This window comes from Streptomyces sp. NPDC127119 (assembly GCF_042677425.1).
Classification (GTDB): domain Bacteria; phylum Actinomycetota; class Actinomycetes; order Streptomycetales; family Streptomycetaceae; genus Streptomyces.
The window spans coordinates 1-13,010 of sequence record NZ_JBHXTO010000197.1 but is presented as its reverse complement, the minus strand read 5'-3'; the positions used below and the strand labels follow the sequence as shown (position 1 = coordinate 13,010).

The following is a 13,010-nucleotide window of genomic DNA, read 5'->3' as shown; positions in this document are numbered from 1 at the left end:
CAGCCCTGAAGGTGCGCGGCGGTGGGGGTCAGCCTCAACGATTGCGCCGTTCCCCGCGCCCCTGAGCGTGCGGGCCGGTGGGGGCGGGCCCAAACGATTGCGCCGTTCCCCGCGCCCCTGACAGCGGGGCTGCGGTCCTGCTGGAACGCCCGCAGGGCGCGTTTCAGCAGGGGCGCGGGGAACTGCGCGGGTGCCCCCCCCACCGGCCCGCACCCGTCGCGGCGCGGTTTTCTAGGGGCGCGGGGAACTGCGCAATCATTTGGGCGCGCCCACCACCGGCCCGCGCTTTCAGGGGCGCGGGGAACTGCGCAATCGTTGAGACGCGCCCACCACCGGCCCGCAGGTGACCGGCGCACGGCGGGGCGCGCTACAGCAACCCCCTCAGCCCCTCCGCCAGGAGGTCCCAGCGCCAGTGGGACTCGACCCACTCCCGCCCCCGCTCCCCCATCCGGCGCCGCAGCTCCGGATCGCCGAGGAGCGTGACGATCCGGTCCGCCGCGTCCTCCGGGGAGCCACCGCGGACCACCCACCCCGTCTCCCCGTCGAGCACCGCGTCCGGCGCACCCCCGGAGTCGCCCGCGACCACGGGAAGGCCCGTCGCGGAAGCCTCCAGGTAGACGATGCCGAGCCCTTCCACGTCCAGCCCCCCGCGCCGCGTACGGCACGGCATGGCGAAGACGTCACCCGCCCCGTAGTGGGCCGGGAGTTCGGACCAGGGCACCGCCCCGGTGAAGCGCACGGAGTCGTCGACACCGGTCTCGTACGCGAGCCGCCGCAGCTCCTTCTCGTACGGCCCGCCCCCCACGATCAGCAGCACGGCCTCCGGCTCGCTCGCCAGGATGCGCGGCATCGCGAGGATCAGCGTGTCCTGCCCCTTGCGCGGGACGAGCCGCGAGACGCACACGACCACCGGCCGGTCGGTGAGACCGAGGCGCGCCCGGACGGCGTCCCCGCCCGACCCGGGGTGGAACGTCTTCTCGTCGACCCCGGGCGGAAGTTGCACCATCCGCGCCGCCGCCTCGGGTGTCAGCGCGGTGGCGATCCGCGACCGGGTGTACTCCCCGAGATACGTGATCGTGTCCGTCGACTCCCCGATCCTGCCGAGGAGTTGACGTGCCGCGGGCAGCTGCGCCCACCCCGCCTCGTGCCCGTGCGTGGTGGCCACGAGCCGTTCCGCGCCCGCCTTGCGCAGCGCGGGCGCGAGCAGTCCGAGGGGCGCCGCCGCACCGAACCACACCGAGGTGCAGCCGTGTTCCCGCAGCAGCCCGACGGCCTGCCGGGACACCCTCGGAGTGGGCAGCAGCATGGTTGTTCGGTCGCGTACGATGACGAAGGGCTGTTCGGCGTCGAAGGCCGCTGTGGCCTCGGCACCTTCCCGGCCCCGCTTCCACGTGGAGGCGTAGACGACGAGCCGTTCGGGGTCCAGGCGCAACGCCATGTTGTGCAGGAAGGCCTGGATACCGCCCGGTCTCGGCGGGAAGTCGTTGGTCACGATCAGGGTCTTGTGCATCGTCTCGCGCATCGCCGTCGACAGTACCGAACCCGTGCCTCACGGCTCGGCCCGGCCGCGCTTCACGGCTCTCGCACAGCCGCGCGGGGGATCATGACCGCACAGTGAGGCGGCAGCGGAGCGGCACGGCGGATCCGTACGGAACAAAGGGCAGGTGGGCATGGCGGCAGCCAGGGGGCCGAGGTTCCCGTACGCACTGCTGGCGACCTGGGGCCTGACCAGACTGCTGCTGCTCCTCTTCGTCTTCAAGGTGTTCGTCTTCCCCGGTCCGGACGTCACGAGCGACGTCTCGGTGACCTACCAGAACTGGTACGAGGTCCTGCGCACCGGCACCTTCCCGCTCGAAGACGTCACCTGGCAGTACCCGCCGGCCGCCGCGCTCGCGATCCTCTCCCCCGCGCTCCTGCCCTTCCTCGCCTATACGCAGGCGTTCTTCGTCCTCGCCTTCGCCGCGGACCTGATCGCCTTCGGTCTGCTCCTGTACGCGGCCCTGCGCCCGGACGGGCCGGTGCCGGTGTCGGTGCGGGGCGTCTGGGTGTGGGTGATCGGCGTACCCCTGCTCGGGCCGACCGTGTACTCGCGCTACGACGTGATGGTGACCGCCGTCGCCGTGGCCGCGCTCCTCGCGGGCGTGCGGCACCCGAAGGTGATGGGTGTCCTCGCCGCGCTCGGCGCGATGCTGAAGGTGTGGCCGGTGCTGCTGCTCGTGGGTACGACCGGGCGCAAGGCCTGGGGCGCCGCGGCGGCCACCGCGGCGGCGATCGCGCTGGTGTTCGTCGTGTCGATGCCGGGCGCGTTCGCGTTCCTGACCTTCCAGCGCGACCGCGGGACCGAGGTCGAGTCGCTGGGCTCCCTGGTCTTCCACATCGCCCGGCACCACGGCTGGGAGGGCCAGGTCCTGCTCAACTACGGTTCGGTGGAATTCCTCGGCCCGTACGTCGACGTGGTGAGCACGGTGGCGCTGATGCTGACCGGGCTCGCCTTCGGCTGGCTGCTGCTGTGGCGGCTGTGCGCGACCCGGTTCCTGGTGCACACGGCCGCCGACGCCGCGTTCATGGCGGTCCTGCTGTTCACCACGACGAGCAGGGTCATCAGCCCGCAGTACCTGGTGTGGCTGGTCGGTCTGGCCGCCGTGTGCCTGGTCTTCCGCGGCAGCCGGATGGGGTGGCCGGCGGTGATGGTGCTGGTGGCGTGTCTCTTCACCGTCCTGGAGTTCCCGGTCTTCTTCGCGGACGTCGTCGCGAGCACCGACCTCGGCATCGAACTGCTCCTGGTCCGCAACGGCCTGCTGGTGGCCTCGACCGTCACCGCGGGTGTGCTCCTGTGGCGGGACACCGTGTCGTACGCGGACCCGGCCCCGTCGCCCGGCCGGGCGACGCCCGCCGACGAGGAATCACTGGCCTCCTGACGCCGGCCTCCGGACAGCGACTCCCTGACACCGGCCTCCTGACACACCGGCATTCACTACACACACAACTTCATCGCACCTAGATTTACCCGTATGCAACTGGATCTGAACCTGCTGACCGCGCTCGACGCCCTGCTGGAAGAGGGCAGCGTGACGGACGCCGCCGCCCGCCTGCATGTCTCCACTCCCGCGATGAGCCGCACGCTGGGCCGGATCCGCCGGGCCACCGGCGACGAGATCCTGGTGCGCACCGGCCGCACGATGACGCCCACGCCCCGCGCCCTCGCCCTGCGCGCGACCGTGCACGAGCTGGTCCAGCAGGCCCGTACGGTCCTGTCCCCCGACACGGAGGTCGACCTGGCGGCCCTGGAGCGGACCTTCATCCTCAAATGGCACGACGCCCTGGCCGCGGCGGCCGGCCCGCACCTGCTCCGCTCCCTGCACGCCGAGGCGCCCGGGGTCCGGCTGCGTTTCCTGGCGGAGGCCAGTACCGACACCCATGACCCGCGGCGGGGGGACATCGACCTCGAAGCCGGCGCGAGCGAGCCCTCCTCGCCCGAGATCCGTCACGAGGTCGTGGGCCACGACCGGCTGGTCCTGGCCCTGCGCCCCACCCACCCGCTGTGCGGCGGCGCGGACGGCGGTGACGGCCCGCTCGGCCTGGCGGAGTACGTGAGGGCCGAGCACATCACCGTCTCCCGCCGGGGACGGCTGCGCGACCCCATCGACGACGTACTGGAGGCCCAGGGCCTGAGCCGTCGGGTCGTGGCCGCCGCCCCCACCGCCGCCACGGCCCTGCAGTTCGTCCGCCACCACGACCTGGTCGCCGCGGTGCCCCGCCTGATCAGCCGCCCGCTGCTGGAGGGCCTGGGCCTGTGCGTCCGGCCGCTGCCGCTGCCCATGCCCGAGGTCCCCGTCCAGCTGGCCTGGCACCAGCGCTACGACAACGACCCCGCGCACACCTGGCTGCGCCGTCACGCCCGTACCGCCCTGCACCACGCGTGCGCCGCCCCCGACGACGTGCCCCCGGGCCCGTGACGGCCGCCGTCACCTCCTGAACCGGCCGCACCACGGCACCTCAGCGCACGCGGCGGATCCGGATCGGGCCGCGGGCCTTCGCCGGCTCGACGGCCCGGCCGCCCTGCGTGATCTCCACCTCGCCGGCCTCGACGAGCCGCCCGGCCGCGCGGCGGGCGGGTTCCATGAGCGCGCGCCAGCCGTCGTCGTCGCCCGTGTACACCGCCCGCGCGGCGTCCGAGGGGCAGATCGTCGCGGTCGGGGCGCGGCGCTCCAGCAGCTCCAGGATGGCCCGCTCCAGGTGCCGATCGGTCCGCCGTCCGTTCTCCGTCACCCGGCCAGAGTCGCACCGGGCGCACCGCACGGCCATCGCGGCACGGCGGAACGCCCGGGAGACGGCCTCTCCCGCGTCGCGCGAGCCACGTCACCCGAGCCAAGCCCCCGTCAGACGAGCCGCTCCCGCAGATACGTCTGCCACAGCGCCGTGAATTCCTCCGGCGAGGTGTCCAGGACCTCCCGCAGCCCCGTCTCCACCGCCCCCGCCCGCTTCCCGTGCGCCCCGACGGCCCGGTAGAACTCCCCCAGCCGCACCTCGCCCCACCGCTCGGCGATCATCCGGCAGGCCAGCCACCCGCTCTCGTACGCCCGCGCCAGCTTCCCCGCGTCCCCGCCGAACCCGAAGTCCCCGTCCTTCGGCAGCGCGTGGGGGACCCGTCCGTCGAGCACCGCGCGCGTCAGCTCGGGCGCGACCTGTGGCGCGGTGCGGCCGGTGCCCAGGTAGCCGACCCAGTCCGCGTACCCCTCCGACAGCCACAGCGGGGTCGCCGCCGAGGTCGAGGCGCGGGTCGCGACATGGGTCGTCTCGTGCGTGAGCACGACCTGCCGCCCGAAGGACCCCAGCACCCCGTACGCGTCAGGGTTGACGATGATCCGGTCGGCGGGCGCCTTCCCGGACCCGCCCGCCTCGCCCGTGGTGACCGCGGCGATCCCCCGGTACCCGGACGCGGGCGCTCCCAGCAGCTCCGCCATGCCCTCCAGCGACTCGGGGACGAGGACGACGACCTGTCCCGGCCACTTCTCACCCCACGCCTGCCGTACCGCGGGCACCGCGCGGTCGGCCAGGCTCGCGTAACCGCGCAGCGTGCCCCGGGACTGCCCGACCCCCAGGACGAGGCTGTGCTCGCCGCGTACGGCCACCACGGCCCCCTGCTCCCACAGCTGCCGGCTCGCGTCGCCGGCAGGCTGGTCGCCACGCACGTACCAGCGGCCCCCGGCGCGCACGAGGCTCAGCGTGCGCGGGGTGACGACGGGCGCCCGGTCGTAGCCGTCGATGCGGTAGCGCAGCTCCGCGTCGGCCGTGGCGCGGTCGCCCGAGCGGTGGAGGCCGGTCACGCGGTACGACCAGTCGGTCAGCGGGACCGCCCGCAGGTTCCTGAACTCCGTGCGCGCCCCGGCCCGTTCACCGGCGGCCACGGAGCCGGGCGGTGCCGTCGCCACGAAGGCCTTCTCGCTGCCGTCGCGCACCGCCGCCGCCCGCCGGTCCAGCACCTGGCGGACCTCGGCGGACGCGGCGTCGGTCCCGACGGAGCCGCCGCAGCCGACCAGACCCGTCAGCCCCGCCAGACCCGTCAGGCCCGCCAGCAACAGCCCCACGACCTTCTTCGGCGCACGTCCACGACCAGCCACGATCCTGATCGTACGGCGCGGGGTGCGACGGGTCAGGGGCGCGTCACGGCCGAGACGGGCATCATGCCTACCGGGTCGTAGCGCACCGCGGCGCCCGGGTAGGGCGCGTGGACCACCTGGCCGTTGCCCACGTACATGCCGACATGGCTGGCGTCGTCCCGATAGGTGACGATGTCACCGGGCTGCGCCTGCGAGAGCGGCACCTGCCGCCCGGCGTGCGCCTGGGCCTGCGAGGTGCGCGGCAGACCGACACCGGCCTGCGCGTACGACCACTGGGTGAGGCCCGAACAGTCGAAGCCGGAGGGCCCGTTGGCGCCCCAGATGTACGGGCGGCCGACCGCGGAGCGGGCCGCGGCGACGGCGGTGGCGGCGCGGCCCGAGGACGGGACGGCACCGGTGAGGTCGGGGGCCCGGCCGGAGCGGGAGGTCCGGTCGTAGGCGGCGCGGTCGGCGTCCGGCATCGAGTTGAGCAGCTGCCGCGCCTTGGACAGCTTCCGCTCGACGGTGCGTTTGTGCCGGGCGACGGCCTCGCGGCTCCTGTCGAGTTCGTCGAGCTTGCTCGTCGTCTCCGCACGTTCCTGGGCGAGGTCACGCATGGCTGTCTGCAGTTCCTTGAGTTCCCCGGCCTGGCGGGCGGTGATCCGGTCGAGCGCGGCGGCCTTGTCCAGATACTCGTCGGGGTCGTCGGCGAACATCAGCGCCAGCGAGGGGTCGAGGCCGCCGGAGCGGTACTGGGCCCCGGCGAGCGAACCGAGCGCGTCCCGCATGGTGTTGATGCGGTCCTGCTGCCTGGCGATCCGGTCCTGCGCCCTGTCCACCTCGTCGTGCAGGAGATCGGCGCGCTCGTCGGCCTTGTTGTACGACTCGGTGGCGTGCTCCGCCTCCTCGTACAGGCGGTCCACGTCCGCGCGGTTGTCGTCCTTCGGTGCGGCGCCGGCCGGCAGGACGCCGAGGGCCGCGGCCGCGACGGTCAGTACGCACAGGGTGGCGCCTCGGGCGCCCCGGTCGAAGCCGGACGGTGCAAGGCGGCGATGGGACCCCACAGGAAGCCGCACTCCCTTCCGCTGACGGACCCCCTGAGTTGGGGGAAACGCCGCAGACAGTAGTCGTGCGACTACGCGGTGGCCAAAGACCCATACGTGTACACAACGCGACGCCCCGCCTCAGACGCAGGTCATGGGCGGGGCGTGGAGTCAGCGGGTGTCACCGGAATTCGCCCGTTCGGGCGGCGCGGCGACCGGCCTGCGGGAAGATCCCGAGGCGCTGGGATCAGACGCGGACACCGAACTGGAAGGAGCCGATGGTGCTCATCGACTCGAGCCGGACGACGGCGCCGGGCTTCGGCGCGTGCAGGACCACGCCGTTGCCGGCGTACAGGCCGACGTGCGCGAGGCTGTTGAAGAAGACGAGGTCGCCGGGCTTGAGCTCGCCGCGGCCGATCTTCACGCCGTCGTTCTGCTGCGTGTAGGTGGTCCGGGTTATGGACTGGCCGGCCTGGTTGTACGCCCACTGCGTCAGACCGGAGCAGTCGTACGAGTTGGGGCCGCTGCCACCGGACACGTACGGCTTGCCCATCTGGGTCTTCGCGGCGGCGAGGGCGGCGGCACCGCGCTCGGAGGCGGGCACCTCGTTGCCGAGCTCGACACGGTCCCCGGCGTCACGGCTGGCGCGCGTGTCGGCGGTCTTGATGGCCGCCTGCTCCGCGGCCGTCAGGGTGTTCAGGAGCTGGCGCGCCTTGGCGAGCTTCTCCTGGACCTCCTTCTTCTTCTTGCCCAGGGTCTTGCGGGTGTCGGAGAGCTCCTTGAGCTTGCCGGCCGCTTCCTGCCGCTGCTGGGCGAGGACCCGCTGCTTGTCCTGGACCTTCTTCAGTGCCTCGACCTGCTGAGCGCTCAACTGGTCGATGGCGGACGCCTTGTCGAGGTAGTCGTCCGGGTCCGAGGAGAGGAACAGCTGCACGGAGGGGTCGACGGCGCCCGTGCGGTACTGGGAGCTGGCCATCAGACCGAGGCCGTCACGCATGGAGTTGAGATCGTCCTGGCCGCGGGCGACCTGGTCCTGGAGAGTGTCGATCTCCTTCTCCAGCTTCTCCTGCTTCTCCTCGGCGCCGTTGGCCCTGTCCGTGGCCAGCGCCGACTCTTCGTAGAGCTTGTCGACCTTGCTCTTGACCTCGTCCTTGCTGGGCTTCTCGCTGGGCGCGGCGTTGGCCGCCTGCGAGCTGAGGGCAACGGCAGCGGCGGCAGCAGTGGTGAGCACGGTCACACGGGTGCGGCTCGGCTGCTTCGGTCGACGGTGGGACGCCACGGAGGCGAGCTCCTTCATTACCTCAGCCGCCCACCGAAGACGCCGGTTGGCGGTGCCCCTCCACCGTCACTCCCAATGAGTGATCACCCGAGTGGAGGTTCGACGCCTGACCCTAGTGACCACCTGTGATCAGTTCAAATCCTCCCCGGAAAAATCTCGGTCACCGATCGCATTCTTTACAATCAACTCACGTGCAGTAACGCTCTCTTGACACTACGTTGCGTGAAGGTTTCGCCAAGTCGGGCAAGACGACCATGCGTTGCTCTTGGTACGTCAGAGACCTATGGGGCGTACGGGACAGAACGGCGACCGTGGCCCACCGAAGCCGCGAGGGTGCCCACCCGGGGCGTGTCTCAACCCCGCGAAAGACGCTTGAGGAGCACTACGGAGGCCACCGGACGGGCACCCGCGCTCGCCACTCCGTCGGCCACCTCACGGTCCGTGGAGACGACGATGACGGGCCGTCCCGGCGGTTCGGCGCGCACCAGCTGGCGGATCAGCTCGTCCGCGGTGACACCCGGCTTGGAGAAGAGCACCCGCACCCCGCGCGGCGGAGCGAGCAGCACCGGGGCGGCCAGCTCGGCCCCGTCGAAGACACAGGTGACCTCGGCGCCGGTCTGCGCGGCGAGCTGCGAGAGCTGACCGAGCAGCCGCAGCCGCTGCTTCTCCAGCGGCATCTGTGGATAGCCGGTCTTGGTGACGTTGTACCCGTCGACGACCAGATGGGCCTGCGGCAGCGCGAGCAGCTGGTCGAGGACGGCGGGATCGCTGTCGGACAGCGCACGGGCCGCGATGTCCTTCGGGGTCATCCGGCCCGGTTCGACCGCGTCCACGGTCTCCGCGGGCCGCACCGACACCGGTGGCAGGGCGAGTTCGCGCCGCAGCCCCTGGGTGGCTTCGAGCACGGTGTCCAGGAGCAGCCGTACGCGCATGTCCTCGACGCTGCGCCCCTCGCGCGCCGCACGGCGGGTGGCCTCCAGGGAGCCCTCGACCTCACCGAGCCGCTGTTTCAGCCGCCGGCTCTCGCTCTCGGCGGCGGACACCTGGGCCTGCCCCTCGCCCCGCACGGCCTCCATCTCGCCGCGCAGCTTGCGCAGGGCCGCCTCGCCCCGTTTGACGTCGCTGAAGGCCCCGCGCAGCTTGCGGTGAAGCGATTCCGCTTCCTTCTTCGCCGCGTCGAGTTCGGTGCGCAGCCGCTCCGTCTCCGCCCGGGTCTGCCCGCGGGCCTCGGCGAGTTCCTCGCGCAGCCGCTCCAGTTCGGCGCGGCTCTCGTCGTCGGCGCGTTCGGCGTCCGCCCGCAGTGCCTCCTCGCCGGCGGCGGTCACCAGCTTGACCCAGCCCGTGGGACGCAGCACATAGGCCGCGGCGGCCACGTCGAGCGGGTCCGCGGCCGGGGGCGGCGAGCCGGAGTCGAGAGCGCCGGCCAGCTCGGGCTGCGCGCCTCTGAGTTTCTCGGCGATGCGCTGTCTGAACAGCGGATCGGTCTCCATGGCCGCCGCCATCGCGGTCCCCGCGAACTTGGCACGGCGGTTGGGGGCGAACCGGGCGTACTGCCGCAGCTGGGTGGGCAGTTCGGCCACGGTCAGCCCGCCGAACCCGTCCGACACGATCTGTACGACCCTGCGGCGCACCCCGTCGGGCAGCGGACGGTCGAGCACCTCGGCGTCGCCGTCGTCCGGCTCACCGCCTGTGGTCTCCACCATCCTTCACCCCATCGTCCGTGCGGGGCCCGCTCCTGTCAGGAGCGGGCGCCCGGCCTGTCCACCAGTTCCACCTGATCCACCGCGTTGCACCACCGGCAGCGCACGGAGTCGATGGTCTCACTGACCACGTTCCGTTCCTCGACCTTGGGTTCCCCGGCCAGGTCCAGATGCACGTACTCGACGACCTTCGACGAACGGGTCACGTCGAATCGCGTGAGGTTGCCGCAGAGCGTGCAGCGCCACCGGGTCTCGGCCGTCGGGAGGGGAACCGTCATCGTGGCAGTCGCTCTCTTTCCTTGAGTCCTCGTGCCGCACCGGATTCCCCGGTGCGTGTGGCTCGTAACCCTACGGCCTGGCGGGTACTCGACGCCCGTCCACCGGGAGCGGCGAGGCGCTCTGTGCGGTTCGGTCCCGTTACGTCATGCTCTGTTCATGCTCGGCAACTGGGGTGCACCCGGCAACAGGACGGTCAGAACGGTCAGGGCGATGCGGAGCAACCCCGCTCCGGTGACCTACGGACTGATCGCGCTGTGCTGCGCGATCTTCGTGATCGGTCCGGCCTCGGGGCTCAGTCCCTCGTACGGCACCGGTGACGAGCTTCTTTCCGCGCAGCGGGCCTATTTCGAACAATGGGGCGTGGTGCCCGTGGAACTGTTCCAGGGAACGCTGCGGGCCCTCGGCACCCCGGCCACCGCACTGTTCGTGCACGGCAGCTGGCTGCATCTGCTGGGGAACATGCTCTTCCTCTACGTCTTCGGGGCGATGGCCGAGGAGAGGATGGGCCACTTCGAGTTCGCCCTCTTCTACCTGGGCTGCGGCTATCTCGCCCTGCTGGGCTACGCGGGCGTCCACGCCGACTCGGCGCAGACCCTCGTCGGCGCGTCGGGGGCGATCTCCGCGGTCCTCGGCGCGTTTCTGTACCTGTTCCCCAAAGCCCGGGTGACCAGTCTCTTCCCGTTCCTCTTCTTCCTCCCGCTGCGGTTCCCCGCGTGGGTGGTGCTGCCGTTCTGGGTGTCCCTGCAGTGGCTGGCCGCGGGGCGCGCGTCACAGGGCCCGGGGGTCGCCTATCTGGCGCACCTGCTGGGCTTCTCCGCCGGGTTCCTCTACGCGTGGGTGCGGTACGGGCGTCCGGCTAGAGTGAAATCCCCAGCGACGGCCACCGAGGGAGAAAACCAGCCGTGATCACCGCGATCGTGCTCATCAAGACCAGCGTGGACCGGATTCCCGAGATCGCCGAATCGATCGCGGCGCTGGACAGCGTCAGCGAGGTGTTCTCCGTGACCGGGACGTACGACTTGATCGCCATGGTCCGGGTGAAGGCCCATGACGATCTGGCGGACGTCATCCCCGGCATGATCAGCAAGATCCCGGGCGTCGAGGGCACGGACACGCACGTGGCGTTCCGGACGTACTCGCAGCACGACCTGGAGGCCGCGTTCGCCATCGGCGGCGACAACTAGCCCCGGTCAGGGGCGCGGGGAACTGCGCGAGCAACCCCCACGCACCCGCACGACACGTACGACCCGAGGCACCCCAGGGGCGCGGGGAACGGCGCAATCCTTCAGGGGCGCGGCCCGTCAGGCAGCCGGCACGCAGCGGCCGTTCTCCGTGCGGTAGGTCCAGCTCGCGCCGTTCGCCACGAGCTCCTCGACCGCTCCCACGAAACGCTCCACGTGCTCGTCGGGGGTTCCGACGCCGAAGCTGACGCGGATGGCGTTCAGGGACTTCTCGCCCGGGGCGGCCTCGGGGGCACCGCACTCGCCCTGGGACTGCGGGTCGCTGCCGAGGAGCGTACGGACCAGCGGATGGGCGCAGAAGAGGCCGTCGCGGACGCCGATGCCGTACTCGGCGGAGAGCGCGGCGGCGAAGTGCGAGCTGTTCCAGCCCTCCACGACGAACGAGATGACGCCGACGCGCGGCGCGTCGTCACCGAAGAGCGAGAGCACCCGGACCTCGGGCACCTCGGCGAGGCCCTGCCGGACCCGGCCGACGAGCTGCTGCTCCCGGGCGACGAGCGTGTCGAAGCCCGCCTCGGTGAGGGCCTTGCAGGCGGAGGCGATGGAGTAGGCGCCGATGACGTTGGGCGACCCGGCCTCGTGCCGTGCGGCGCTCTCGTGCCACTCGACGTCCACGCCGCCGTCCGTACGCCGTGACACCTTCTTCGAGGCACCCCCGCCGGCCAGGTACGGGTCGGCCTCACGCAGCCAGTCGAAGCGTCCCGCGAGCACACCCGAACCGAACGGCGCGTACAGCTTGTGCCCGGAGAAGGCGACCCAGTCCACGTCCAACTCCTTTACGGAGACGGGGTGGTGGGGCGCGAGCTGGGCCGCGTCGAGCACGATCCGGGCGCCGTGGGCGTGGGCGGCGGCGGCCAGTTCCCGTACGGGCCACAGTTCGCCGGTGACGTTCGAGGCGCCCGTGACGCACACGAGCGCCGGACCGTACGGGTCGCGCTCGGCCAGTGCCTTCTCCAGCGTCGCGACGGCCTCGCCCGGGGTGCGCGGGGCGTTGAGGTAGGTGACGCGGGCGTCCTGCCACGGCAGCAGCGAGGCGTGGTGCTCGGTCTCGAAGACGAAGACCTGGCAGTCGGCGGGCAGGGCGGCGGCGAGGAGGTTGAGCGAGTCGGTGGTGGACCGGGTGAAGACGACCTCGTCGTCCTCACGGCAGTCGAGGAACTCGCCCACGGTCCTGCGGGCGTTCTCGAAGAGGTCCGTGGAGAGCTGCGACAGATAGCCGGCCCCGCGGTGCACGCTGCCGTAGTACGGGGCGTACGCGGCCACGTCGTCCCAGACCCGCTGGAGGGCGGGGGCGCTGGCGGCGTAGTCGAGGGCGGCGTAGGTGACCTCGCCACCGGTCACGAGCGGAACGGTGACGTCCCGGCCCAGCACGGGCAGGGACCCCGCGGTGTCGGTGTCACAGTGGGCGGTCCGGCCGGCGGCAGCGGTGGAGACAGACATGGCGAGCTCCTGTGAGAGGCAGGCGAAATCACCGTGCGAGCGGACGGGGCTCAGCACGGGAAAGGTGAAAGGGGTACGCGGAAGTGGGGCTCGGCGCCCTATCGCATTCGCTTGCTCATGAAAGGCTCCCTCGAACGACCAGGACCCCTGGTGCATCCGCCCTGACGGGCGGCGAGGGGTCCGCGCTTGCCGTAGACCTCACTGCCTACGACCTGGTCTTCACCCGGGGCACCCCGCCACGGACGGAGGGTTGCCGGACAGTCGGCCGGGGCCTGTTGACTGTCACTCATGACCTGCCAGCATCATGCCACACGCCCACCCCACCGCACCCCCACTGTCCGCATACCGGGACGCCCCGAGCACCGGTCACCCCCTGGGGGCTCCGCCCCCCCGCTGCGCAGTTCCCCGCGCCCCTAGGTACCTAGGGG

12 protein-coding genes and 1 riboswitch are annotated in these 13,010 nt (G+C 71.9%); of the genes, 4 read left to right on the top strand and 8 right to left on the bottom strand.

Going from position 1 to position 13,010, the window contains the following annotated elements:
* Nucleotides 1–367: 367 nt before the first annotated feature.
* A complete protein-coding gene (locus tag ACFVH5_RS41050) occupies nucleotides 368–1,510 on the bottom strand; it encodes a glycosyltransferase family 4 protein (RefSeq protein ID WP_385838785.1) in 1,143 nt (380 codons plus the stop codon).
* A 160-nt stretch (nucleotides 1,511–1,670) separates the two neighbouring features.
* On the opposite strand from ACFVH5_RS41050, the gene ACFVH5_RS41045 reads away from it, so the two are divergent.
* Nucleotides 1,671–2,918 (top strand): glycosyltransferase 87 family protein, encoded by a 1,248-nt coding sequence (locus ACFVH5_RS41045; protein WP_385838784.1) that lies wholly within the window; start codon nucleotides 1,671–1,673, stop codon nucleotides 2,916–2,918.
* A 93-nt stretch (nucleotides 2,919–3,011) separates the two neighbouring features.
* The gene (locus ACFVH5_RS41040; protein WP_385838783.1) at nucleotides 3,012–3,956 is read left to right on the top strand and encodes a LysR family transcriptional regulator; all 945 of its coding nucleotides are present in this window, start codon (nucleotides 3,012–3,014) and stop codon (nucleotides 3,954–3,956) included.
* A 40-nt stretch (nucleotides 3,957–3,996) separates the two neighbouring features.
* Here ACFVH5_RS41040 and ACFVH5_RS41035 read toward each other — a convergent pair whose 3' ends face one another.
* The 6 genes from ACFVH5_RS41035 to ACFVH5_RS41010 form a co-directional block, all read right to left on the bottom strand.
* The gene (locus ACFVH5_RS41035) at nucleotides 3,997–4,269 is read right to left on the bottom strand and encodes a DUF3253 domain-containing protein (RefSeq protein ID WP_385838782.1); all 273 of its coding nucleotides are present in this window, start codon (nucleotides 4,267–4,269) and stop codon (nucleotides 3,997–3,999) included.
* A 110-nt stretch (nucleotides 4,270–4,379) separates the two neighbouring features.
* Nucleotides 4,380–5,621 (bottom strand): hypothetical protein, encoded by a 1,242-nt coding sequence (locus tag ACFVH5_RS41030; protein ID WP_385838780.1) that lies wholly within the window; start codon nucleotides 5,619–5,621, stop codon nucleotides 4,380–4,382.
* 32 nt (nucleotides 5,622–5,653) lie between these two features.
* Nucleotides 5,654–6,664: an NlpC/P60 family protein gene (locus tag ACFVH5_RS41025; RefSeq protein WP_384809406.1), complete on the bottom strand. Its 1,011-nt coding sequence runs from the start codon at nucleotides 6,662–6,664 to the stop codon at nucleotides 5,654–5,656.
* Nucleotides 6,665–6,890: 226 nt separating this feature from the next.
* A complete protein-coding gene (locus tag ACFVH5_RS41020; RefSeq protein ID WP_384809408.1) occupies nucleotides 6,891–7,922 on the bottom strand; it encodes a C40 family peptidase in 1,032 nt (343 codons plus the stop codon).
* 353 nt (nucleotides 7,923–8,275) lie between these two features.
* Nucleotides 8,276–9,625, bottom strand: coding sequence for an NYN domain-containing protein (locus ACFVH5_RS41015; protein ID WP_385838779.1), 1,350 nt, complete (start codon nucleotides 9,623–9,625; stop codon nucleotides 8,276–8,278).
* Between the two features lie 35 nt (nucleotides 9,626–9,660).
* Nucleotides 9,661–9,900, bottom strand: a complete 240-nt coding sequence (locus tag ACFVH5_RS41010; RefSeq protein ID WP_107017438.1) for a hypothetical protein — start codon at nucleotides 9,898–9,900, stop codon at nucleotides 9,661–9,663.
* A 157-nt stretch (nucleotides 9,901–10,057) separates the two neighbouring features.
* Here ACFVH5_RS41010 and ACFVH5_RS41005 point away from each other — a divergent pair, with 157 nt between their 5' ends.
* Together ACFVH5_RS41005 and ACFVH5_RS41000 are read left to right on the top strand one after the other, a co-directional pair.
* Complete coding sequence (locus ACFVH5_RS41005; protein ID WP_385838777.1) at nucleotides 10,058–10,807, top strand: rhomboid family intramembrane serine protease; 750 nt, start codon at nucleotides 10,058–10,060, stop codon at nucleotides 10,805–10,807.
* A complete protein-coding gene (locus ACFVH5_RS41000; protein WP_107017436.1) occupies nucleotides 10,804–11,085 on the top strand; it encodes an Lrp/AsnC family transcriptional regulator in 282 nt (93 codons plus the stop codon). Before ACFVH5_RS41005 ends, ACFVH5_RS41000 begins: the two co-directional genes overlap by 4 nt.
* 117 nt (nucleotides 11,086–11,202) lie before the next feature.
* Here the strand turns inward: ACFVH5_RS41000 and ACFVH5_RS40995 are convergent, their stop codons facing one another.
* Nucleotides 11,203–12,582 carry an aminotransferase class V-fold PLP-dependent enzyme gene (locus tag ACFVH5_RS40995; RefSeq protein WP_385838776.1) on the bottom strand — a complete coding sequence of 460 codons (1,380 nt, stop codon included), beginning with the start codon at nucleotides 12,580–12,582 and terminating at the stop codon, nucleotides 11,203–11,205.
* A 177-nt stretch (nucleotides 12,583–12,759) separates the two neighbouring features.
* Nucleotides 12,760–12,876: riboswitch (SAM riboswitch) on the bottom strand.
* Nucleotides 12,877–13,010 lie beyond the last annotated feature (134 nt).

Coding starts and splice junctions, on each gene's coding strand:
- ACFVH5_RS41050 (WP_385838785.1), bottom strand. CDS start 1,510: ATGCACAAGACCCTGATCGTGACCAACGACTTCCCGCCGAGACCGGGC.
- ACFVH5_RS41045 (WP_385838784.1), top strand. CDS start 1,671: ATGGCGGCAGCCAGGGGGCCGAGGTTCCCGTACGCACTGCTGGCGACC.
- ACFVH5_RS41040 (WP_385838783.1), top strand. CDS start 3,012: ATGCAACTGGATCTGAACCTGCTGACCGCGCTCGACGCCCTGCTGGAA.
- ACFVH5_RS41015 (WP_385838779.1), bottom strand. CDS start 9,625: ATGGTGGAGACCACAGGCGGTGAGCCGGACGACGGCGACGCCGAGGTG.
- ACFVH5_RS41010 (WP_107017438.1), bottom strand. CDS start 9,900: ATGACGGTTCCCCTCCCGACGGCCGAGACCCGGTGGCGCTGCACGCTC.
- ACFVH5_RS41005 (WP_385838777.1), top strand. CDS start 10,058: ATGCTCGGCAACTGGGGTGCACCCGGCAACAGGACGGTCAGAACGGTC.
- ACFVH5_RS40995 (WP_385838776.1), bottom strand. CDS start 12,582: ATGTCTGTCTCCACCGCTGCCGCCGGCCGGACCGCCCACTGTGACACC.